The sequence below is a fragment of the Kribbella catacumbae DSM 19601 genome (assembly GCF_000372465.1).
Lineage (GTDB): Bacteria > Actinomycetota > Actinomycetes > Propionibacteriales > Kribbellaceae > Kribbella > Kribbella catacumbae.
Map to the genome: position 1 here is coordinate 35,608 of NZ_AQUZ01000039.1, position 23,542 is coordinate 59,149.

At 64.7% G+C, this 23,542-nt stretch carries 12 protein-coding genes and 1 pseudogene; 2 read left to right on the top strand and 11 right to left on the bottom strand.

The genetic code is table 11. The features are described 5' to 3' along the window. Positions 1-52 precede the first annotated feature (52 nt). The 7 genes from A3ES_RS0131505 to A3ES_RS0131535 all read right to left on the bottom strand — a co-directional run bounded on the left by A3ES_RS0131505 (position 53) and on the right by A3ES_RS0131535 (position 6,577). The gene (locus A3ES_RS0131505; RefSeq protein ID WP_020390836.1) at positions 53-1,042 is read right to left on the bottom strand and encodes a tyrosine-type recombinase/integrase; all 990 of its coding nucleotides are present in this window, start codon (positions 1,040-1,042) and stop codon (positions 53-55) included. Beyond that, positions 1,039-1,212 carry a site-specific integrase gene (locus A3ES_RS54445; RefSeq protein ID WP_020390837.1) on the bottom strand — a complete coding sequence of 58 codons (174 nt, stop codon included), beginning with the start codon at positions 1,210-1,212 and terminating at the stop codon, positions 1,039-1,041. The genes A3ES_RS0131505 and A3ES_RS54445 overlap by 4 nt, the downstream gene beginning before the upstream one ends. 141 nt (positions 1,213-1,353) lie before the next feature. Beyond that, on the bottom strand, positions 1,354-2,343 hold the full coding sequence (locus A3ES_RS0131515) for a tyrosine-type recombinase/integrase (protein WP_020390838.1): 990 nt from the start codon (positions 2,341-2,343) through the stop codon (positions 1,354-1,356). Further along, entirely contained in the window at positions 2,343-3,260 is a 918-nt protein-coding gene (locus A3ES_RS0131520) for a tyrosine-type recombinase/integrase (RefSeq protein WP_040456022.1), read from the bottom strand. The genes A3ES_RS0131515 and A3ES_RS0131520 overlap by 1 nt, the downstream gene beginning before the upstream one ends. Further along, entirely contained in the window at positions 3,257-4,474 is a 1,218-nt protein-coding gene (locus tag A3ES_RS0131525; protein WP_063746016.1) for a tyrosine-type recombinase/integrase, read from the bottom strand. Before A3ES_RS0131525 ends, A3ES_RS0131520 begins: the two co-directional genes overlap by 4 nt. 49 nt (positions 4,475-4,523) lie before the next feature. Further along, entirely contained in the window at positions 4,524-5,336 is an 813-nt protein-coding gene (locus A3ES_RS0131530) for a tyrosine-type recombinase/integrase (protein WP_020390841.1), read from the bottom strand. Beyond that, on the bottom strand, positions 5,333-6,577 hold the full coding sequence (locus A3ES_RS0131535; RefSeq protein WP_020390842.1) for a tyrosine-type recombinase/integrase: 1,245 nt from the start codon (positions 6,575-6,577) through the stop codon (positions 5,333-5,335). The genes A3ES_RS0131530 and A3ES_RS0131535 overlap by 4 nt, the downstream gene beginning before the upstream one ends. Before the next feature lie 128 nt (positions 6,578-6,705). Here A3ES_RS0131535 and A3ES_RS49080 point away from each other — a divergent pair. Continuing rightward, positions 6,706-7,212: pseudogene (locus tag A3ES_RS49080) on the top strand (DDE-type integrase/transposase/recombinase); the annotation flags it as partial. A 145-nt stretch (positions 7,213-7,357) separates the two neighbouring features. On the opposite strand, the gene A3ES_RS54450 reads toward A3ES_RS49080, so the two are convergent. The 4 genes from A3ES_RS54450 to A3ES_RS0131555 form a co-directional block, all read right to left on the bottom strand. Continuing rightward, positions 7,358-7,582, bottom strand: a complete 225-nt coding sequence (locus A3ES_RS54450; protein ID WP_157630850.1) for a hypothetical protein — start codon at positions 7,580-7,582, stop codon at positions 7,358-7,360. Further along, complete coding sequence (locus A3ES_RS0131545) at positions 7,579-21,036, bottom strand: putative Ig domain-containing protein (RefSeq protein ID WP_237745110.1); 13,458 nt, start codon at positions 21,034-21,036, stop codon at positions 7,579-7,581. The genes A3ES_RS54450 and A3ES_RS0131545 overlap by 4 nt, the downstream gene beginning before the upstream one ends. Positions 21,037-21,266: 230 nt before the next feature. Next, a complete protein-coding gene (locus A3ES_RS49085; protein ID WP_083933830.1) occupies positions 21,267-21,527 on the bottom strand; it encodes a twin-arginine translocase TatA/TatE family subunit in 261 nt (86 codons plus the stop codon). 138 nt (positions 21,528-21,665) lie between these two features. Beyond that, on the bottom strand, positions 21,666-22,019 hold the full coding sequence (locus A3ES_RS0131555) for an LppU/SCO3897 family protein (protein ID WP_157630852.1): 354 nt from the start codon (positions 22,017-22,019) through the stop codon (positions 21,666-21,668). Positions 22,020-22,357: 338 nt separating this feature from the next. Here A3ES_RS0131555 and A3ES_RS0131560 point away from each other — a divergent pair, with 338 nt between their 5' ends. Then, positions 22,358-23,419, top strand: coding sequence for a DUF4185 domain-containing protein (locus A3ES_RS0131560; protein WP_202806639.1), 1,062 nt, complete (start codon positions 22,358-22,360; stop codon positions 23,417-23,419). Positions 23,420-23,542: the final 123 nt, after the last annotated feature.

Below are 23,542 nucleotides of genomic sequence, written 5' to 3' on the forward strand. Positions count from 1 at the left end.
CCTGGCGATCGTGGGTGCCGGTGAGACTTTCGGGGCGGGATGGTCGGCATAGTCAGAGGGATGTGAGCCAGGCCAGGATGTCGGGTTCGGGCTGGTAGGTCCCGGGTTTCACGTCGGGTGGCCGGGTCCGGTCAATGGCGGCTTGTTTGATGGCCAGGTCGGCGTGGAGGTAGGCGTCGGTGCTGTGGGTGTCGGCGTGCCCGAGCCATAGTGCGATGACGGAGACGTCGACGCCGGCGGCGAGAAGGTTCATTGCCGCGGTGTGCCGCAGGGTGTGCATCGTGACGTGCTTGGCGGCGAGGCTGGGACAGGTGGCCGTTGCGGTGGCGAGGTGTTTGGCGAGGCGGTGCTCGAGCGCGTCGCGGGACAGGGGTTGACCGTGAGGGCCGCAGAACAGCGCAGTGCCTGGGCGGGTGATCCGTTCTGCGAGGTAGGTCGTCATGGTGCTCACGGTGGCTTGTGTCAAGGGGGTGATGCGTTGGTGTCGTCCTTTGCCGGTGCAGGCGATGTGGGGGCCGGTCCCGAGGTGGATGTCGTCGTGGGTCAGGGAGCAGATCTCGCTGATTCGAAGACCGGTCTGCACTGTCATGGCCAGCAGGGCGTGGTCACGTCGTCCGGTCCAGTTCGTGGGGTCGGGTGCGGCGAGTAGGGCGTCGACCTGGTCGGGGATGAGGAACTCGATGACGGGTCTGGTGGTGCGTTTGGGTGGGAACGCGAGGACGTGGGTGATCGTTGCGGCGTGCTCGGGATAGTCGGGCAGGGCTCGGCCGAGCACGGCGCGGATCGCGGTCAGCCGGGCGTTGCGGGTTCTGGTGCCGTTGCCACGCTCATGTTCGAGGTGGTCGAGGAACCCGGTGACGTTGGTCGCGGTGATGGCGTCGAAGTCGAGCGCGTCCGCAGGAACCTTGAGCGTCGCGGTCAGGTACTTCAGGAGCATCCGCCAGGTGTCGCGGTAGGACGTGATCGTGTTGGCAGACAGGTCACGCTGGGTGTGGGCGAAGGTCGTGAAGTAGGTCTGCAGGCTGATCGCCAGGGCGTTCATGAGGGTTCTCCTTCGGCGAGGGGCTCGAGCATTCCGGCGGCCAGGGCCATGAGTTCCCCGGTCGCGGTCAAGTACCAGTAGCTGTGGGCGGCGTCGGAGTGCCCCAGCCAGGTGGCCAGCAGGGACAGCACCCGGTCGGGGTCACCGCCGTGGGCGTAGGCCGCGGTCATGTGCGCGGTAGCGAAGGTGTGCCTCAGGTCGTGATTGTGCCGACGTCGGCACAACCACGTTATGCCGACCTCCCCGTTATGCCGACGTCGGCTCGGATCTGCTGCTCTGCTTGGAGAGTTGTCTGTTGTAGGTCGGCATAATCAGAGGCTTTCGAGGAAGGCGATGAGGGCGTCGGGGGGTCGGTATCGACCGGGCTTGGCGGTCAGCGGGGCGACCCGGTCGATGGCTTGCTGCTTGTGGGTCATGTCCGCGTGCAGGTAGATCGTGGTGGTGGATACCTGCTCGTGGCCGAGCCAGAGGGCGATGATGGTGATGTCGTTGCCGGCGAGCAGGAGGCGCATCGCGGCGGTGTGTCTCAGGGTGTGCATGGTGACTGACTTGGTCTGCAGCGACGGGCATGTGCGGGCTGCGGCGGTGAGGTGTCGGGCGAGGCGGTGTTCGATCGCGTCGCGGCTGAGGTGCTTGCCGGTGGTGCTGGGGAACAGGGGCGCGCCGGGGTTCTCACCGACTTCTGCGAGCCACGCTTTCAGCACCGCCCTGGTGGATGGGATCAGCGGGGTGCGCCGTTCCTTGCGTCCTTTGCCGATCGTGTGCACGTGCGCGCCGGTGGTCAAGGTGACGTCGGCGCGGGTGAGTCCAGCAACTTCGGAGATCCGTAGCCCGGTCTGCAGGGTGAGCGCGAGCATGGCGCGATCGCGTCGTCCCGTCCAGGTGCTCTGATCGCAGGCGGCGAGGAGGGCGTCTGCCTCCAGGTCGGTGAGGTAGGTCAGGATGTGCCGCTGGGTGCGTTTGGGCGGGATCGTGAGCACTCGTTGGATGCACTCGGCGTGCTCGGGGTAGTGCAGGGCGAGGTAGCCGAACAGAGAGTGGATCGCGGCGAGCCGGTTGTTGCGGGTCGCGGCACTGTTGCCCCGCACCCGTTCCAGGTGGTCCAGGAAGGCGCTGACCAAGGTGGCGTCCAGGGCGTCGATGTCGAGCCGGCTGGGGGCGGTCCCGGTTCGTTGGACGGTGAACGCCAGCAAGAGCCGGAACGTGGTGCGGTAGGCGGCGATCGTGTTCGGGCTTGCGGCCCGTTGGTTGATCAACCGTTCGGTGAAGTACGCCTGCAGTGCGGGCGCCAGCGTGGCCATCAGCGCACCCCCGCCGGCAATTGCAGCCGTCCGGCGGCCAGTTCCATCAACTCCGGGACGGCGGTGAGGTACCAATAGGTGCCGGCCGGGCTGACATGCCCCAGATAGATGGCGAGCACGCCGATGTGCTCATCAACGCTGACGCCGTCGCGCATCCAGCGGATCAGGGTGTGAACAGCAAAACTGTGCCGGAGGTCGTGTGCGCGCGGATGCACGGTCGTGGTGCGGATGCCCAGCGTGGTGGTGATCTGTCGCAGCGTCTTGTCTGCCTCGCTGCGGCTGAGGCGATTGCCGCGACTGGACACCAAGAACGTTTCCGCATGTCGCCGGGGGCATAGCCGATCGCGCTGGGTGGCGTAACGGCGCAGCGCGGCCGACGATGTCGGATGGAGCGGAACGATCCGAGGCCGGTCGAACTTTGCGTGCCGGATCGTGATGACCGCATCGTCGAGGTCGACGTCTTCGCGGTGCAGCCCGACTGCCTCGCCCAGCCGCATCCCGGAGACGGCGAGCAGGCCGAACAGCGTCTGGTAGGTCAGCCCGCGCAAGGGTGGGCGTAGCTGACCGGCGGCAGTCAGTACGAGCTCGATCTGCTCGGCGGTCCACAGATACGGCATAGGGCGATACCGCTGGGTCGGGAACACCCCGGTCGGCGGGATCTGGGTGGAGCTGTCGATACTGTGCAGGTAGGCGGCGAACTTGCGGGCGCAGCCCAACCGCTGCGCCCAGTACCGCGGTTGTGCGGTTGCGGGCAGCCGCGCCCAGCTGATCGCCAGTTCGCTGGTGAGGTGGTCCGATCCGGCGGTCTCCAGATACCCGACGAGCTCGCGCAGCCATATCTCTTCACGCTCCAGCCGGTATCCCAGGGCGCGCCGCAGCCGCAGGTAGTCGCCGAGCTGTGCGCCCAGGCCGCTCATCGCTGCACCACCCCGGGCCACGGCGGGGCCAGCTCACGAAGACGTTCGACGTCGACCCGGGCGTAGATCCCGGTGCTCTGCAGGCTCTGATGCCGCAGCACCTGGCCGATCTGGATCAGAGGGACGCCGGCGTCGACCATCTGGCACGCCATGGTGTGCCGCAGCCGGTGCGCGCCCATCGAGGCGATACCGGCCCGCCGGCATGCCCGGCGCACCGTGGAGGACACCGTGCCGGACTCGATCGGGCCGAACGGCGCCCGGGCCCGCAGGAACAGCTCCCGGCGCGAGCTGGCTGACCGACCACGACTGAGGTAGCCGGCGATCGCGGCGCCGACGTCGGCCGGCAGCGGGAGCCGGTCGGTTCGGCCGCCCTTGCCGTGGATCACCATCTCACCGGCCCGCCAGTCCAGGTCATCCAGCGTCACGGCGGCCAGCTCGCCGCGCCGCAGGCCCAGCCGCAGCAGGCTGAGGATGATCGCGTAGTCGCGTCGCCCCAGCGCGGTTCGCCGATCGCACGAGTCGAGCAACGCCCGCGCCTGACCCGGGCTGATCCCCTGGGGCAGCGTCGAGCGGCGCCGGCCAGTCACCGCGAGCGCGGCGCCGGCCAGATCGGTGCCGATCCGGCCGTCCAGGAAGCAGTAGCGCAGGAAGGCTCGAAGCCCAGCCACGAAGTTCTGTGCCGCGCTGACCGAAACGCCGCGATCAACCTCGCGAAGCACCGCGGCCGTGACCTGGCTTGCCTCCAGCTCGTGCAGTTCCTGGCCTGACAGCCCGCCAACGAACCGGCGGGCGTGCGCCACATACCCGCCGACGGTGCCGATCGCCAGACCGCGCTCGTCGAGCAGGTACCGCTCGAAGCAGCCCACCAGCACCTCGATGTCAGACCCCGGGCAAGAGACAGCGGGGCGGGCCACGCCAAGCTCCCCGAGCACGTCCAGCAGGCACCGCAGCCCCGGACGGGACCACTGCGACCGATACCGCCCGCCCGCCCGCTGAACGGCGAAGAACGCCTCGACCGCATGCTCGTCCAACTGCGCGGGGGTCAATCCCTGGCCTCGAAGCCACCGGCTCAACCGCCCCACCTGGCGCAACAGAGGCACCATCGACCGCGGCGTGTACCCGCGGCTCTCCAGCTCCAGACGGTAGGCGCCGACGAACGGCTCCAACGGCCCCGAAACCACGACCCCGCTGACCCTGCTCCTCGCCCTGACCATGACGCTCCTCCTTCTCGATGAGAAACACCACGATCGTCGAGAACCAGCGTTATGCCGACCTACAACAGACAGTTCTCCAAGCAGAGCAGCAGATCCGAGCCGACGTCGGCATAACGGGGAGGTCGGCATAATCGTGCAGGCGGGGTCGTGCCCTGCCTCGCGGGGTGAGCCCGGCAGCCTCCCGGACTCGTTTGAACAGGGACTGGAAGGACACGTAGACGTATCCGGTTCCCTTGCAGGTCACGAAGAGCGGGCCGTGGGGGTCGGGGTGTGTGGCCGTCCGGGCAGGCAGAGCGACGTACTGCCGCAGAGCGGTCGTCGTCGACGGGTGGATGGGAACGAGACGCTCGGCAGACTTCGCGGCCTTGATCACCAACACGTCGTTGTCCTGGTCGATGTCGTCGACTCGCAGGTTCAGCGCCTCGCTGATCCGCAGGCCCGTCGCGGCGAGCAGGCCGATGACGGTGCGCACCGTCGCAGCGACCCGCGCGTCGGCGAACTCGGTGTCGCAGGCGGCGAGCAACGCATCGACGTCGTCCTGGCTGTAGATGAACGGCACAGCTCGGGGCTTCCTGGCCGGCAGCAGGCCATTGGGGACGACCGGGACGTCAACACCGTTCGCATTGAGGTAGGCGGCGAAGCGGCGCACCAACGACAGCCGTGTCGCCCACCACGACGGGTGCGCATCAGGGTTGAGCCGGGCCCACGTCACGGCGTCGTCGATGGTGAAGGTCTGCGTCTGGCCGCGAGCTTCGAGCCAGGCGCAGAACAGGCCGACCTGCCGTTCGAGGTCGTTGAGCTGGAACCCCAGGGACCGGCGCATCACCAGGTACTCGTCCAGTCGTTCCCGCAGCGTCGTCATCGCGGCACCTGCCCAAACGGGACGATCAGCTCGCGCAGCGATGCGAGGTCGACCTTCGCGTAGGCCATCGTGGTGACGGTGTAGGTGTGGCCCAGAAGCTCCTTGGCTTCGGTCAAGGTGCCACCCGCGGCCAGGACGGCCATCGCGGCGGTGTGCCTGAGCCGGTGCGCGTAGATCCGGTCGGTCCCCGCCCGATCCGACAACCGGGCGATGATCCCCGAGATCGCCGAAGGCGCCATCATCTGGCGGGGCGCTCTCATCCGCACGAACACAGCCCGGTCCAGGGCGGGCGGTCGAAGCCGCAACCACGCTTCCAGTGCCTGGCCCACATCGACCGGTAGCGGCAGGACATGCTCGCGGCCTTTGCCTGCGACCCTCACATGTCCACTCGCCCAGTCGATGTCATCGAGCCCCAGACGAGCGGCCTCGCCAGCGCGCAGGCCCAGCCGCACGAGGATCATGACGACCGCCCGGTCACGCGCCCCGATCGCCGTGGCCGGATCGGACACGGCCAGCAAAGCAGCGACCTGCCCGGCATCCACCCCTCGCGGCAGAGATCGCCGCGTCCCGGGAGGCTTGAGGATCCCGGCAGTCAGGTCCCGGTCGAGGCGTCCGGTACTCAGCGCCCACCGGAGCAGGCAGCGGACCGCAGTCACGATGTGGGCACGAGCAACAACGCCGTAAGGGCGTCTGCGCTCGGCGACGTACGCGTTGACGATCGACGCGTCGAGGTGGCACCACTCCACCGATCCGTCCGGCGCCGTCAGCGCGTCCAAGAGGCCAGCCGCGTAGTGACAGTTGGCCGCGATGGTCTTCTCGGTCAGACCGCGCTGGTCACGCATCCACGAACGCCAGTCCGCCGCCGCAGCCTGGGCCGGCGTGAGCTGACCCGGTTCCATCCCGGCCGTACCCAGATAGCCAACTGCCACCAAGAACCGGCGCATCGTGCCCACCCAACGCTTCACAGCGACGCAGGGAAGATCTCGGGAGCGCTCTGCTGCGACGAACTCGGCGAGCAGGTCCTGGTCGATGTCATCGACACCGGCGCCCACTACCCGCATCCACAAGCTCAGCCGCTCCAGCAGGTTCACGATCCCGGCCGCTGAACTCGGCGAGTACCCCTGTGCGGCCAACCATCCCGAGCACTCGCCCAGCACCGTTGGCGCCAAGGGACCCACCGGAACCCGCGGAACCCGAACCGGATACGACCGGGCCGTCGGCGATCTCTTCGTCACGGACATCACCTCCAGACACTCCGTGCCTGAAGCGTGATCGCAACTACGTGACTATGCCGACCTCCTGAACCTCAGCAAGCCCGATGACCTGCAACGTCGCAGGCGACATCGGCATAGTTCGAAGGTCGGCATAGGACATCACCTACGTCGCCACCGCGACCGGCACGGTCTACGTCGCGTTCATCGTCGACGTGTTCTCCCGCCGGATCATCGGCTGGAAAGCCGCCACCGAGATGACCACACCGCTCGTCCTGGACGCCCTCGAAATGGCGCTGTGGACCCGCCGAACCGAAGGCATCACCGACCTGACCGGGCTGGTGCACCACAACGACGCCGGCTCCCAGTACACCTCGATCACGTTCACCCAGCGCCTGATCACCGAAGGCATCGACGCCTCGGTCGGGTCCGTCGGTGACGCCTACGACAACGCCCTGGCCGAGACCCACATGGGCCTGTACAAGTCAGAACTGATCTGGCCCGACGGCCCCTGGCAAGGCCACAACGACGTCGAAACAGCAACCCTGGACTGGGTCCACTGGTTCAACACCGAACGATCCCACGAGTCCATCCAAGACCTCACCCCGATCCAGGCAGAGCAGACTCACTACACTCACCGAACCGGCCTCGCCGAGGCCGCTTAACACCTAACAAAGCCTCCGGACTCGCCGGGGCGGCTCATCGACGGTGTGGTCCTTGGCTGGGTTCGGAGTAGACACCTGCATCCAAGTCCCAAGGACCACACCAGTCACACAAGCGACGCGGCATGTCGGAGCACAAAAGCCCAGGTCACACGGCCTGCGAGGCGACTATGCCGAGGCCCTGCGAACCAGCCCGCCCGGGGCAATCGCCGTCAGCAGCGAGAGCGTTCCGCCCCGACGTAACTGCACAAAGCCTCGCGGGCGTGAATTCGGCGCCGAACAGATGGCCTGCCGGTACTGCGGCGACGGCGCCGAGATCCCCACGAGGAGGTCCGTGCACGGGCAGCATCCGCGAGACGGACTTCACTGTCATAAACCCAACAAGGCCATAGCATGGTCCACGATGTCCCTACTCGGCACCTGTTGCCCGGTAATGAAATCGTGCACTCTTCGCTTTTCGTCGCCAGTAAGCTTGCGTCCAATTCGCTTCTCGACCTCCGTCATCGCGCGATCGAACTCTATATTCTGTTTCGTGTTCTTGCGTGGAATTCCTTCATCTTCGTCCTCATCATGCTGCCGCCGTCCAGACTTGTCTTTACCCTTGGCCTTGTGTGACTTTGATCCCCGCGATCGCCGCCGGCCAAAGGGGATGTCGAAGGGGTCGTCACCATCGGAGAGGATTCCGATGGGACCACCTTCTCGCAGGCTCTCGATAAGGTCTACAGCATCTTCGGCGTAGTCCCCAAATGGGGCGACTTCAATGATGACCCGACCGATTGCGTTACCAATCTGCGCATGACCATCCATGAGGCGATGATTGCGGTCGACCTCGGCGCGCCTTCTGTCCCAGGCCTTGTTGTGGTCGGCTCGAGAGAACTCACTCCACGCTTCTGCGGCACCTTCAGGGTCGTAGCCCCATTGAGCGCGAGCGGCTTCAGCCAATTGAGGATTGCGTTTCGCCCAGTCGTCCCACTCTCGTCTCAGCTTGGCATCGTGCGCACCATACCAATCCATATCCACGGTTTTGCCTCTAATCCCGATCGCGACTTCGTCAACGGGGGCCTTGCCGTGCACGAAAATGAATTGCTCCGGCAACTGGTACGCGCCATCTTCGTAGCGAAGTTGGACAGCCGAGGTAGGCATCATACTCGCTCCAGCCGAGCCGCTCGCAATCTGTCGCTCCGCGCTTTCCAGCATTTCCGAAATCGACTTAGCAGGCACCTCAAAATTCGTCACCGGCAAGTCAGCCGACCCGGCCTGCGTTATCACCGAACGGTAGGCCTCATCGAGTACTGGGAGATCGGGCAGGCTGATTCCGTCGAATACGGGGTGCGGAGCGTCCGCCGGAGGACGCGGTTCGTATGCTAGGGGTTTCGTCTCTGGCGGTTGATTGCCGCTTTGTTGTGGGTTTCTTGTGCCGCGCGAACTGTTGTCATCTGTCAGGAGGTCCATGTGGACGACCACATGCCCTTCGGATGCTCGGGCCTTCAATGCGAAGAATAGCGGAAGTCTCTGGCCATTCCAGTAAGCAAATTCGCGGCCAGCGCTATCGGTGTAGACGACCATGTCGAGACGTGGAACATAGACACCGACTTCGCCCGTCTCAGGCAACAGTTTCACCTGGCTCGCCGTTACGCGATGGGCTTCGGCGACCTTCTTCGAGGCCTGCTCCAGCCGGTACTTCTTGACTGCCTGCTCCAGTTGGTCACGTGACCAGGCGATACCGGCGCCGATCGCTACTTTTCCGGGTGCGTTTAGTGCTTGCCGGACGATGGTTGACCAGTCGCGTGATTCGTCGTGGAAGAGCCAACCGTTGGCGGGATTGAGGGCACTGCGGAGCATCGGGTTCACGGCGCCGTCCCATTGGAAATAGCCGTCGCCCGATGTTAGGTATGGCTGCCAAATGGCACTGGCTATCCCGAATCCCAAATCGAACGCGTCATCGGCTGGCTGGCGCTTCCTGCCTGCGACTAGATCGCCAGCGAACGCACCCATCCACCTGGAACTTGCCCGGGCGACCCGGTCGCTGAGTCCTTTGCCCGGAGCCAGGTAGCCGGCCCCGCCGGTGATGGCTCCTGTGATGCCCGCGGCCGCGACGGCTCTGTAGTCGTAGCCATCCTGTAGTCCCAACCAGTTGGCGACAACTTGCCCTGCCATCTCGCCGGACGCTTGGCCGACTCCGCCGGCGATTGCGGCCACGGCGCCGCCTGGGCCCCCAACGTAAATGATTGCGGCTGTTACCAGCGCGGCAACGAGGGTCTTGACGGCGTAGACCACGAACTGCTTGAGGAATAGGTAACTGGGCTTCGGCGGAAGTGGGCGTCGCGGATATGGGGTGGAGTCGCCGATGATGTTGCCGACGTTGTAAGGCCTGAAGGTGTTGGCGTTGTTGTGAATGTTGCCGACGACGTTCGGGATGCGGTACGTCTTGCCGAGCTCGGTGTCGGGCAGCGGCTCGGTGGGGCCGTTGGCGATGCTGTTTGCCTCGGCGATGAGGTGCCATAGGGAGCTGTCGCCGAAGTAGAGCTGTGCGATCCCGGCGAGGGTATCGCCGGCGCTGGCGACGTGGCCGGCGACGGTTGGTGCGGGGTAGGAAGCGCTGATCGGCGTGAAGACATTGGTGAATTCTGCGATTTTCAACGCGGGTGGCCCGCTGTTGATCGTTTCGCTGCCGACGACTGAGACCAGACGGCCCCGTGCGTAGCTGAAGTCTTGTTTTCCGGACCTGTCATCGCCGTTCGGGTTGACGGTGGCCTCGTCATTGGTCAGCACGTGGTCGTCGATGTCGTATGTGAAACTGCGACGCCTCGTGACCCCGCCGCCCAAGGTGATCGACTGGCCCCGCAGGCGGCCACCCCCGTCGTACTTGAAGGTCGTTTCCCCTGTCCTCAGGTCCGGCATGCTCGAGGAGACGGTGATCTTCTTTTCCTTGTAGCCGCCGAACTCCATGAAGTACTCGTAGCTGTACGTGTTGGTGAAGGCTGGCTTCTGGCTGTTGCCCGGCACGGCATCCTGGCGGTAGGAGTACGACCGGAGGATGCCGGCGGGATCGTATGCGTAGTGGTCCGATGTCGAGTTCGGCGCGTGGCCGGTGTGGTTGGTCGTGATCTGCCGGATGAGCTCGCCGCTCGGCAGATAGAACCTCCCGATCACCGTATCGAGCTGCGGGTTCGTCACGTCGACCGCCTGGGGGCCGTTCGACTGGATTGCCGCGTAGACGTCTGTCTGTACGATCACACCGCTGCCGGCGACGTGTCGGATCTCGGAGTTCTTCCACGGGCTCGACCCGTTGGCTGGGAGATCTGGGGGAACAGTCCCGGTGGCCGAGTACTCACGCTTGTTGATGCGTTGCGAGACGCCGATCAGGAAGTTCCGGTCGTCGTAGTCGTAACGCTCTTCGCGGTAATTGATCCATCCGATGGTCCGTCCAGAGGGCGTCTGTCCACCCCCAGTGCTAAGGAACTTCTCCGCGGTCAGGCGACGGCCGACCTGGTCGTAGGTGATCTTGGTCCCGGTGGAACGGTTGATGGCGCCGGTGATGCCCCCCTCGACGACCTTCATCCGGCCCTCGGCGTCGTAGACGTGCCATCGGTCGCGGGACTGTTCGGGGGCAGTGGATCCCGGGGGAGTGAAAGTCGCGCTCACCTTCCGCCGGTTGCCGAGTTCGTCGTAGCCGTAGGTCAGAGCGACCGAGCTACGCTTGTTCGCGGTCACAGGGTCGTTCGCGGGCGTGCTGGACAGAGTGCTGATCCGGCCGAGCGCGTCGTAGCTCGTGATGGTGGTGCGGCCGATCGGGGACAGCGGTTGAACCTCGTACACCCAGAGGAGTTCGAGGTTCACAAATCTCTTGACGTCGTGCTCACCAGTCCGAGTGAACTTCTCCTTGGCCAGTTGTCCCAGCGCCGTGTAGTCATAGAGAGTCTCTTCGTTGGTGGCCACGTAGTCGTCTTCGCCGCCTGCTCCGGGAGTGCCCTTCGCCATGACCTCGTTGACCCGCTTCAGCAGGCCGTTCTCGTGATAGTCATGATTGCGGAAGCTATTGGTGAAGGCGGCTACCGGGTAGTTCTCCCTCTTGACCTCGCCGAAGTCGTCGTATTCGTACCCGGTCGTGCGGTTGCCACCGACGGTGCTGCTCAGCAGGCGCCCGAACCGGAAGATGTGCTGGACCGCTTGAGTCGGATCGGCCGGGTCAGGATCAGCGTCGTAGACCCAGGTCCGGGCCTGGTCGTTGGCGTCGTTCTCGCGGGTCTTGTTGCCGACAATGTCGTACTCACAGGTCGTGACTCTGCCGGCATGACTGTTGATCCGGGCGAAGCCTCGCTCGTCGAGCTTGGTGAACGATTGCACGAACGGACCAGTACCGTCCTCCTGCAGCCTCTCGCCGCTACCGATGCGACGGTTCGCTTGGTCGTACTGGTAGGCATTGAACGCACGCACGATCGGCGTCTGACCAAGTCCGCCGTTGTAAACAACGTTGCCAGCCTGACGCAGAACTCCGTGACCCGCGACGTTCCCGTTTTTGTCGAAGAGATCGACTTGGACGATCCCCAGCGCATTCTGGACCCCGACCCTGTTGCCGTGGGCATCGTACGCGTACCGGGTGGTGATGAGGGTACCGTCCGTTTCCGACATCATCTGGCCGGCCGAGTCGTACCTCCTGCTTCGGCGTCGCTGGACAACAAAGACCTGGGGCGTCGCGGGCAGGCTAGAGATATCGACCTCCTCAACAAGGCGGCCGATCAGGTCGTAGCGCAGTTCATGACGAAGGTCCGCAGTGTGGATAGAACCGCCCAGGTTCGTGACCGTCGTCGGTGGCAGCCGCTGGATCGTGGGCCTGTTGTCAGCGTTGTATTCGTACCTCGTCGTCGAGGACTGACCGAGCACGAGACCGTTGTCGTTGCGAACGAACCTCCCCTCGACCCGGCTCTCGACATTGCCCCATCGGTCATGGTCGTCCTGCATCACGAGTGGCGTGACCCGAGTCGGTGCGTTGTCCACGAGTGCGCTGAAGGTCGGGAGCCGCCGGATGACCCCGCAGCCGAGTTCGTCGTACCCCGTTTCGGTGAGCCGGGTGGCGGTCTCGTTGCTGTCCGGATTCTTGCCGAGCTGTTCCTGCCGAGTGACCTGGCCTGCAAGGTTGTAGCGGAACCGGGTCTTGCCATCAGAGGAGGTCTTGTCGAACACGTGGCCGGCATTGTCGTAGCTGTACAGGGCAACGGCCGCCTTGCTGAGATCGGCCGGCGTCTGCGCAGCCAGGCCCCAGACCTTACGCTCCTCGGTCACCTCACCGAAGGCGTTGAACAGGGTGCACACGCCGCTCTGCTTGGCCTGCGTGCCCTCAAGGAAGACGTCCAGCGTGTGCGTCTGGCGACCTGCCGCATCGTAGACGTAGCGCCGTTCCAGGTTGTGCGAGTATGTGAACTGGTCGCCCTGCGCGACGCTCACCGGCTGGACTTCCTTGACGACGCGGCCCGCATAGTCGACCTGCTGATGGCTGACGTTGCCCTTGGGGTCGGTCGTTGTGGTGAGGTTGCCCGCGTGGTCGTAGGCAGGCTGCAGGAACAGGTGCTCGCCGGCGCCACCGCCGTTGGTCCGCATCTGCGTGCGAACATTGCCGAAGCCATCCAGCGTCAAGACGGTCACAGGTGTCGCGGTCACCGGGTTGCGGAACGGATCGACCGCACCCGACGCCGCCGTCAGGCGAGGCGGCTCGGTGATCTGATCGACCTGCCCCAGAGAGTTGTAACGGAGACGGGTCACGGCACCCGTTCCGTCCGTCTGCGTCAGGACCCTGCCGAGCCCGTCGTAGGTGAAGCTCTGCAGGGTGGACACGACGTCGCGCGCGTTGTTCACCTCCACGTACCTGTCGTTGTCGAACTCGCTGTAGCGCGCACCCAGCCGCCGGACGCTGGTCTGCTGATCGAGTACGTTGTAGGAGAAGGCAGTGATGCGATCACTATCGCTGTCGTTCGCCCCCGGCTCGTTGGTGCTATCGCTGCCCTGCTGGCCGGGCTCCTTATACTCCACGACCCGGTCCAGGTTGCCCAGCGGGTCGTAGCCCTTGGTCGTGTGATGCTTGAGGGTGTCGACCGTGCGGACTTCACGTCCCATCGCATCGAAGTAGCGCCACGTGTCCTGCCAGCTGGTGGCATCCAGCTTGACGGCTTCGTGGCGCACCTGGTCGAAGGCGTTGTAGAAGTACCTCGTTGTCGCCCGGTCTGTGACCAGCGGCGGCTGGGGAGCGTTCTTCCGCTGCAGGCGGTCGCTGTGGTAATAGCTCGCCGGCGGCAGCTTGACCTCCCTCTTGCGGCCTGCGTTGTCGTACTTGGTGGTGATGACGCGAGCTTTCGGGTCAGTGCCGAGCTTTCCCGCGATCTCGGCCTCAGTCCAATGGCTGCCGTTGGGCGGCGTACCGGTGATGGTCACGCCGTGCCGGGTGACGTCCCCTTGTTCGTCGAAGGTGGTGTAAGCGAACGCGACCACGTGGTTCAAAGCGTCCACGTCGTGCTTGACCCGGCCGAGCCGGTCGTAGGTCTTGTACTCGAACTGGTTCGTTGCCAGGCCAGTGCGGGTCTGGGTCCGGACCACGCTGCCGAACACGTCGTACCCGAGCTCAACAGTCCGCCGGAAGCGGCCGGCCGCTTCGTCTTTGTGCACTTTGCCGACCGACAACGGGTCAGCGCCGGCAGCCGCTGGGTCAGCGAAGTAGCCAGGCAATGCCGTGCTCGTGAGCCGGCCGAGAGTGTCGTAGCCGAAGTCGGTAGTGCGAGCATCGACGGTGTTCGCCCGTTCTACGGTCTTGCACAGGTTGCCGAACGCGTCGTGGTAGGTCACGTCCTCCAAAGCGACGATTTGGATCGACGGCCTCTGGTCGGGCAGTTGGGCGAAGACCTCGGCCGCTGGGTTGATCTTGCGGAACACCCGGCCGAGCCGGTCATAGGCGTAGGTACAGACCGCACCGTTCTTGTCGGTGTGATTGGTCCGGTCGCCCAGTCCGTTGTAGGCGTTGGTCTCGGTGAGACCTTTGGCGTCGGTGCTGGTCAGGAGTCGCCCGACCTTGTCGTAGGTGTACCGCTCACCGCGGGTGGCTCCGTCGCCCAGCGCGCGGCTGCCGCGACGCTCGACCAGCGCAGCCTCCGTGCGGGGGGTCGAAGCATCAAGCCTGAGGAAATAGCGGCGTTTCTCGTCAGCCCGTCCGAGCATGTCGTAGGCCGTCTCGCTGAGGGAGCCGTCGGCGCCGACTACGAAACGCTGCCGTCCCAGAAGGTCATAAACAAAGGTGGTCGTCCGGTCCTTGTTGGTCTTGTTAGCAGCGACTGCGGCGTCGAGCGTGGCTTTGGAGAAGCCGGACAGTTCCATCTCGAGCGCGTACGCCGTGCGTTGCGTGACTCGACCGAGGGCGTCGTACTCGGTCCTGGTCACTTGGTGCTTGCCCTGCGGCCCTGCGGTGAGGACTCGCACAGAGTAGGCCTGCCGGCCGACGATGTCATACACCGAAACCTGACGACGGTCCTCAGCGTTCGGTGTGATCGCGGTCGCAATAGTCGAGGGCTTGTAATCGGTTAGCGCACCGACCGGCGTCAAGTACTGCGTAGTTTGGGTCGGCCGGCCGAGTGCGTCATAGGCCTGCTCGCTCACCAGATGCTGGGTCGCCTTGCCCTGGCCGTCGCTGGCCGCGACGCGCAGCGTGAACCTCAATCGCCCCTGGGTGTCGTAGGCGAAGCGTGTGACCCGGTTGCCGGGATTCAGGCGATCCACCGCGGCACTGATCGCGTTCTGGGTGTACGTCGTGAGAGTCGGCTTGGCCGCAAACTGCACGGTGGCCACCAGGGCACCCATCGGGTCGTACACGTTCTCGCTAACCGCCCCCAGAGCATCAACGGTGAACCGCAACCGGTTGTTCGCGTGATAGGCAAACCTGGTGCGCTGGATCAGGGTCAGCGTCTCCTCTCCTCCGTACCCCAGAGCTGTCAGCTCGGCATTGACCTCGGCCACGGACAGGCCCGGCGAAGCAGTAGTGTCGAGCGCAGCAATGCGGTCCTCAGGCAAGAGTTGGTCGTAACGGCGCGTCTCGATGACGTTGCTGTTGGCATCGAAACGGTTCTCGCCGATCGCCCACCCGGTGTCGGTGACTGCGGTCACGGTGAACCGCAACCGGCCGTCCTTGTCGTACGCCAAGATGCTGCGCTGATCGTTCGCGTTCGCTGCCGGCACCATCGGGCCCGCGATATCACCCAGACCGGCCAAGGTCGCCGCGCCCAGCCGGTTCAGATAGCGACGAGTCTTGATCAGCCGCCCATTCAAGTCATAGGTGTTCTGGCTGACCTCGCCCTCAGCGTTGATCGCGTGCGTTACCTGCCCGGCCGCGTCGTACACGGTCCAGGCGCTATTGCCGTCGACGCCTATTACCCGACTGAGCCGGCCCGCAGCGTCGTAGCGATACTGCGTGGTCAGATCCCTGGTGCCGGGCGCACCCGTACCCAGCACCGTACTGGGCGCATCGATCTGCTTCGTCTTACGTCCCAGGTTGTCAAACTCGTATGTCATCACCTGCTGCGCCGGGCTATCCACCGTACCGTGCTGGATAGTCACGGCAGCGAATCCGTCATAGCTGTACTTGGTCGACAGCTTCAACCCACCCGGGTCGACCACGACCTCCAGCAACCGACCATTGCGGTCATAGTCGTAACTGGTGATCAATTCCGCGCTGGTGCCCTTGCCCTCAGTCACCGTTGCGGTCTGCCCCAAGGCATTGAACAGATAGGCAGTCGTCACGTTGCTCTCGGACTCGACCTTCCGCTCCCGGACCCGATCCGCGGCGTCGTAGGAGAGCCGCACCAGCATCCCGCGGCCATCCTTGCTGGCTTCCAGCCGGCCACTGGCGTCATAGGTGTTCTCACGGATCGTCGCGCCGGTCGCGTCGATGACCTTCAGCAGCTGCCCGTCCTTGTTGTACTGGTACTTCGTCGTACCGCCAACGCCGTCTTCGACCTCAGCGACCTCACCATGCCGATTCTTACGAGTGGTGACCCGCACGTTCTCAGGCGAGGTCGCCGACTCGGCCTGTGTCGAGTCGTCATAGTCGTAGCGGGTCAGTTGCTGAGAGGGATCCGTCCGCCGGAGGATCCGGCCAAGCGAGTCATGCTCCAACCGCGTCCTACGGCCCAATGGGTCCGTTACCTCGATCGTTCGTCCGCCGTCGAGATAGGCAGTGCTCGCGGCATGGCCGGTGCCGTTGACTGATCGGACCGGCCGACCTTGACCGTCGTACGACGTGCGCTGATTGAGACTGATCCCGCCGACATCGGCGGTCTGCGACAACAGCTCACCGCGCAGGTCGTAGTCGAACCGGGTCGTGACCGACCTGGTGCCGCCGAGTCCTGTGCTAATCGTGCGGGTTTCGGTCTCCAGTTGCCCGAACTGGTTGTAGGTCCGGTTGGTGATGAAGCCTTCGGCATCGGTCAACTTGGTCAGCAGCCCGCGCCGGTCGTACTCATACGTTGTGAGTTGATCCTCGACGGTGTCGATGGCAGGCAGCTTGCCAGCCAGTTGAGCAGCCGGGCCTCCGGTCAGGATGGCCATGTTCTGCGCCGTGATCCGGGTGGCATACCGGCGTACGGAGGAGACCTGTCCGTTGGCGTCGTAGTTGGTCTCGGCCACCTCGCGCTCGGCGTTGATGGTGTGGGTCAGCCGATCCTCGCCGTCGTAGAAGGACAGCGTCGCGTCGTTGGTCGGATTGATGGCCTTCGCCCGACGTCCGCGCTTGTCGTACTCGTACCGCGCGCCACGGCTCGCGATCGCCGCATCGATCACCGGCTGGGTGGGATCGACCGGCAGGGTCGCGTCACCCTCACCACCTAGGGCTCCGGTTGCCTCACCGAACGCGTTGAGCCGGGTTCGCCCGGCACGCTGCTCGCCCGCGCCGACAGCAAGCACCTCGCGGACCAACCGGCCCGCGTTGTCGTACTCGTTGCGTGTCACCGTGCCGTCGGTGGCAATGAGCCGACTCACTCGGCCCAGGTCGTCGAACTCGACTGTAGTAGTGACTTTCCCGCTGCCCGCCTTGGCCTTCAGGCTCGCCAAGGTGTCAGTGGGCAACACGGTGACAGCGTTCCGATAACGCAGGTCCTGCTGCGTGTTGGTCTCGGCGTTGTACACCGTTTCGGTCAGGAAGCCGCGCTCGTCGACCGAGCCGACAACCGCACCTTGGCCGTCGTAGTACAGGTAGCTGCGCAGCCCGCTGGCATCCGTTGGTCGCCATGCGGCAAGCACATCCTCGACCGGCTCCGAAGCCAGCGGCGCAACGGATCGTGGCGCTGCCTTCTTCACCTCGAGCGGGACGGCTCTGTCCGACGACTGCCCGCCTGAATCGGTGGTCCGAATTACCACTTGATGCCGTCCGACCGCAGCCGTCGTGCCCGTGATGACCCCGGTCGCCGAGTTCACCGACAGTCCCTCCGGCAGGCCGCTCACCGCGCTGTAGGTCAGCCGTGTGCCCTCCGGATCCACCGCGGGCGGCAGCGCATAGCTCAGCAGAGAACCCGCGGTCATCACGATCGGCACCGCCTTCGCCGAGGTGGGCGGACGGTTGTTCCCGGAGATCCCGATCACAGGAAACTTGACGTCCACGCTGAACGCGACCGTCACGGTCCGGCCGAGGCTGTCCTCGGCCCGAAGCTCGACCGAGTCGAGGCGCACCGCAGTCGGCGTACCGCTCAGCACGCGGGTATTCGGATCGAACTGCATCCACGCTGGCTTGGACACGACGCTGTAGGTCAGCGGCTGCTCGTCCGGATCCGTTGCCGGCGGCACCGTCACGGGCGAGCCGTCGGGTCGCTTGAACGGTACCTGGAACTCGGCCGGTTGTGTCGGCACTGCCGTCCAGGTCGGCCCGTTGTTGGTCACCGTCACGGTGAAACTCTGCTCGGCGAACAGGCCCTGCTGGTCGGTGACCCGGGCGGTCAACGTGGAGACCCCGGCGGCCGTGGGTGTGCCGCTGATCCTGCGATCGGCAGCCGAGAAGGCCAGCCCCGCAGGCAGCGGCGAGCGCAACGAGTACACCAACTGTCCGGCAGGGGGCTCGATGTCCGTCGCCGCCGGCAGGATCAGGCTGTAACCCGCCTTACCCCTCGGCGCAGTGCTGTTCGGAAGCGTCGTCCACGTCGGCGGGGTGTTGACCACGGTGATGGTGACGGTTCTATTGGCCGTCCTGGTGCGCTGATCGTCGGCCTTCACGATCACGCTATACGACGTGAGCGTGGTCGGCACGGTGCCCTTCAAGATGGCGGAACCAGTAGTGGTATCGAGTGTCAGCCAGCCTGGCCAGGTACCGATCTTGCTGTAGACCAGATCGTCGCCATCCGGGTCGAACGCGGGCAGGAGGTATTCAAACAGTCGACCGCCGACCGCGGTCAGACTCGTCGCTCCGCCCCAAACCGGGTCAGCGACGTTGGCGGCGGCTGGGCTGCGCTTGTTGTACCGGATGGTTTCGGAGAGTCGACCGGCGGCACCGTACTTGTACTCAGTCAGGTAACCCAGGGGGTCGACGACACCGACCTGGCGGTCGTCGCGGTCATAGAAGAACCGTGACACGCGGCCACCGGTCTGCTGCTGCGTGACCAGCGACCTGCCGTCATAGCCGGTGGTCGAGACCGTGCCGACGGCGTCGGTCACCGTCGTGCGTCGGTTCGAGGAGTCGTAGGCGTAGCGGGTGACGCGATCATGGACGGTATCGACCACCACATCCACGTTCGTGGTACCGAGAGTCAGGGAGTTCTTGGTGACGGTATTGGTGCCGGCGTCGTACCAGGTGCTGGTATTCGCCACGTTGCGGTACTGCGTCTGCACTATGACTCGTCCGTTGGCGTCGTACTCCAGACCGGTGACCGCGCCCGTCACGTCAACCGTGAACCTAGCCCGATCAGCCGCATCGTAGAAGATGAACTCCCGCCCGCCTTGCGGGTCCTCGGCCATCCGCAGCCGCCCGGCCTCGTCGTACACGTTCTTGTCCGTGCGACTTGCACCACTGCCGCTCTGCGTCACCTCGACCAACCGGCCGCGGTTGTCGAAGCGGCGGGAATCCACCAGGCCAGCTGCCGTAGTCAACTGGATCTTGCTGTTGGCATCGTCGTACGCCGTGCTGCTGTTTCCACCAGCGTTGGTGGCCTGGGTCACCCGGCCAAGACCATCGCGTACAACGCTGGACACGATCGTCCGCCTAGTGCGGCCGGCCCCGCGCCCGACGACGGTCTCCAGCAAATCACCATGCGCGTCATAGATGTACTCGGTAACCTCAGCGGCCGCATCGAGCACGCCGACACCAGCGGCGGTGGTCTTGGCGAAGGCGGTCTGCTTGCTCAGATTGCCGCGCAGGTCGTAAGCGAAGTCGGTCAACTCGACCTGCGACTTATCCTGACCGCTGGCCCAAGCCGCCAATACCGCCTCGGTCAGCTCCTCCGGCGGCGTCATGCCACCAACGGTGAACCTAGCGCCGGTGTATCGCACCGTCTGGGTGAGCAGACCAACGGCCGGTGCGGTCGTGCCGTAACGGTTCTCGCTGACTGCCCCCTCCGCACTGACCGTGAACCGCAGACGTGCCTGGCTGTCGTAGGCGAAGCGGGTCGTCACCGGATTGCCGGCAGTCTGCTGGTCACCGCCGTCCGGGTCAGGGATCCCGAAGCGGGTCTCGGTGACGACCTGATTGCGCTGGTCGAAGGTCCGGATGATCGTGTTGCCGAACGGGTCGCGTTCGAGCCGCCGGTTTCCCTGGACGTCGTACTCATACGCGGTCCCGTTGCCTTTAGCATCGATGACCCGCTTCACGCTGTCGTCGGGGTGATACTCAAACTGAGTCGATAGCCTCGCCGCACCCGCGACTGGCGGCGGAGACTTGATCTCAAGCAGCCGCTGTGAACCGTCGCAGACATACGTCCACACCTGGGCAGACCCACCGACATCGAAGCTGATGTCGGTCTCCAGTCTGCCGTTAGCCGGTGGTCTATATGTGAACGTTTGTGTGCCATTCGCGTCCACCACCGTCTTGACCTTGCCCGACTCGTAGGCGAAGGTTGCGACCGAGCCATCACTTTGGGTGATACTGACGACGCGGTTGCTGCCGATCTCATAGGCATAGTCGGTGATGTAGAACTTGTTGTCCGACGTCTCCGTCGGAGTCAACTCGGTACGCACCGACAGCAGCCGGCCGGTAGCTGTGTCGTAGGCATAGTCGACCTGCTTGACCGCGGTCCCAGGCACATTGGTGGCACGACCGGAGGCATCAACGGTCAGAGCGATCGTGTCGACCCGCTTCAGCCGGGTCAGATTGGCATTCCCAGGAAGAGTTTCGTACACCAGCACCAACTTCTGGCCGGTGGCCAGATCAGTGACGCCTGTCAGTCGGCCTGACTCATATTGGAAGGTCGTCTTGTTACCACTGAGGTCCTGCTGACTCGCCAGCTTGCCCGTAGCAACCGCGTACCTCTCCTCCAGCCGGCTCGACCCATCGGTCCAGACCCATTGCTGGGAACTCTGCTCGTGAACGAGTCCGTCGTGCGCACCGCCACCTTCGGTACTGGCGTACCGCGAACCATTCCAGCTGTACACCGTCTCGTGACCGTCGCCATCAGTCCGGGTCACCGTACTGCCCGCGGCTCCGTTCGTCCCCGCCAGCACGACAGTTCGCTCGCCGTCCCAGCGCCAGCCATCCCCGTCACCATCGCTCTGCGCACCCAAAGAGTTGTAGGTCCGCAAATGCGACAAACCAAGGCCGCGTCCCGAGAGATGCTCATCGCCGGCCTGCAGCACAAGGTTGCCGGTCGCAACATTCACATAACACCGGCCCCCGGCCTGCCCAAGAGAACTCTGCCCCAGGACGGCCGCGCCACCGAGAATATTCGGGCTCGCATTGAACAAACCAAGTCCACTACCAGCAACGATCGCAACCATGCAGGACCAGCTCCACTTCGACAGTCTTCGAGAGTTGAGAAAAGAGAGGGCACGCCAATTGCGCCGGTAAGCGCTTCGGGCGAGAGGCAAGCCCGATGTGTGTTAGAGAAACCTCAGTCAGAGACGTGCGTGATTGATGGGTCGCGCAGCTGAGTCGGCAGGCTTTCCGAGGCAGTCGTCAGGGAACTGGTCACTTGCTCGGCCAGCTCGTTGGCCTGCCGGCGGCGCGGAAGAACCTCTTTGTCCCAGACCTTCTTCGACCTGGCCAACTGCTTCACCAAGCCCGGCAGCTTGGCTGAGCCGAAGAGCAGCAAGACGATGGCGAGGAGGACCAGCCATTCCCCGCCCTGCGGCATCCCCAGAATCGGAATCACGCGCACTCCCCTCCCATAGGTCCGACATCAGATGCATCGACTGTGAGATAGCTTCGAATGTGCTGCTGGGCATCCGCTGGGAACGATCCGGATACATCGCCCGACTTCCCAGGCAGGCAGAGCTCACGGATGGAGCGACTACGGGGAGACTGGGGCCAAGCAGAGGACGAACGACTGGCTGCCGGACTTCTGCCAGTAGAGGTCCGACGTCCCCTTGAACTCGCTGCAAGTACTGAAGGTTGCCTCGGCCTGGCTCTTGTCCTTCACCTTGCCGACAACCTTGTACCGCGCTTCCGAGTTGCCACAGTCGACCTGCTGAAGGCCGTTCGATCCGGTCTCCTTGACGCAGTCCCCGACATCGGTGTTCGAAGCGTTGTTCCGGGCGAAGTAGAACACCGTGCCGAAGATCAGCGCGATGATCGCCAGGCCGACGATATTCGTGATCTTCTGCTTCCGGGTCAGCTTGGCGCGGCCGCCTGCTGTTGGGGTCATCGATTCTTCCGAGGCCACAAGATTCTCCTTGATCGGGTTGACAGTTCCTCACCCGACATCCCGCCAGATCGCGGTTTGGGTCCGATGAGAGAAAGCTGTGTCTCGCCCCCCACCGGACGCAGTACCAGGGGCTTCCCAGCGAACGCCCACCGGGTACGGCGAAGCTGGGCTCAGCCGTAGGTTCGGCCGCCCTGACCGGGCGATGAGCATCCAGCCGAACCCTCACCAGATCGCCCCCGCCCGCACGACTGGCCAACGGCAACGTGCTGGCGACCGGGGCCGGATTGTCAAGGAAAGGTCGGCACATGGAGCTGAGGCGGAGGGCTTTCCTCGCAACGGTGGCTGGAGTCGGAGTCGCTGTAGCGGCTCCAGGATTGGCACGCGCGCAGGGCGCAGCCGTCTGGAGGAAACGCCTCACCGGGGCAGATCTGGACACCGCTGCGCGATGGCAGGTGGCCGGGACCGAGCTCGGTATCCCCTACACGCTTGAGAACGGTTCGATCGGCTACCTGTTCGGCAACACGTTCAGCGCAGCCAGGCCCGAAACAAACCAGGACTGGCGATCAGCGGTCATGCTGCGATCGAAGATCCACCCAGCGACGACCGGAGGGTTGGTCTTCGACAAAGCCTCCGGAGTCCGCAGCAACGGCCTGGCCCCCGCCATCTTCCACAGCGGACAGAACGGGCTCGGCATCGACGGAGTCTGGGAGGTATCCGCGATTCCGAACGACGGGATCACCTTCCCGAACGGCCGCCAACTGATTTCCTACACGAGTGTCGAGCACCGGACCCCGGGCCCGCGGAACTCACTGTGGAAGACGAACTACGCGGGCCTGGCCTACTCCGACAACGGCAAGGACTTCGTCCGCACCAACCTCAAATGGTGGAACAACGCGAACAACGACGACCCCTTCCAGGTGTGGACGATGCAGCGCGACGGCAACTGGGTCTATGTCTTCTCCGTACCCGCCGGGCGCCAGCACGGCGCGATGATGCTGCGTCGAGTCCGCTGGGACCGGATGCTCTTCCCTGCCGAGTACGAAGGCTGGGGTTGGAACGGCCGCAACTGGGGCTGGAGTCGACCCTGCACACCTATCCTGACCGGCCGATTCGGCGAACCATCGGTCCGCCGGCTCAGCGACGGGGCCTGGGTCATGTCCTACCTGAACGCCGCCACGAACAAGATCGTCACCCGTACGGCGGCCGGCCCAACTCGGGCGTGGTCCGCGGAGAAGGTCCAGGTCACGTGGGCACAAGAGTCAGGCCTGTACGGCGGATTCATCCACCCCTGGTCCACCTCGCAACCGAACGACCTTCACCTCTTGGTCTCGACCTGGAGACGCAACCCCACTGGCCGGACCACGGCGTACCACGTGAGCCAGTACGCCGGAACTGTATAGCACCAGGAAGTCCACCCAACGGACAAGGGAGAGAGCGGATGCAAGATTTCAGGGGCGATCCACCGATACGCCGGACAGCCCGCTGGCGCAGGTCGTTGCGTATAGCAACGGGCATGGCGCTGG

Bases quoted from the DNA above. Each gene is read 5' to 3' on its own strand.
- A3ES_RS0131505 (WP_020390836.1), bottom strand. From the start codon at position 1,042: ATGAACGCCCTGGCGATCAGCCTGCAGACCTACTTCACGACCTTCGCC.
- A3ES_RS54445 (WP_020390837.1), bottom strand. From the start codon at position 1,212: ATGACCGCGGCCTACGCCCACGGCGGTGACCCCGACCGGGTGCTGTCC.
- A3ES_RS0131515 (WP_020390838.1), bottom strand. From the start codon at position 2,343: ATGGCCACGCTGGCGCCCGCACTGCAGGCGTACTTCACCGAACGGTTG.
- A3ES_RS0131520 (WP_040456022.1), bottom strand. From the start codon at position 3,260: ATGAGCGGCCTGGGCGCACAGCTCGGCGACTACCTGCGGCTGCGGCGC.
- A3ES_RS0131525 (WP_063746016.1), bottom strand. From the start codon at position 4,474: ATGGTCAGGGCGAGGAGCAGGGTCAGCGGGGTCGTGGTTTCGGGGCCG.
- A3ES_RS0131530 (WP_020390841.1), bottom strand. From the start codon at position 5,336: ATGACGACGCTGCGGGAACGACTGGACGAGTACCTGGTGATGCGCCGG.
- A3ES_RS0131535 (WP_020390842.1), bottom strand. From the start codon at position 6,577: ATGTCCGTGACGAAGAGATCGCCGACGGCCCGGTCGTATCCGGTTCGG.
- A3ES_RS54450 (WP_157630850.1), bottom strand. From the start codon at position 7,582: ATGACAGTGAAGTCCGTCTCGCGGATGCTGCCCGTGCACGGACCTCCT.
- A3ES_RS0131555 (WP_157630852.1), bottom strand. From the start codon at position 22,019: ATGACCCCAACAGCAGGCGGCCGCGCCAAGCTGACCCGGAAGCAGAAG.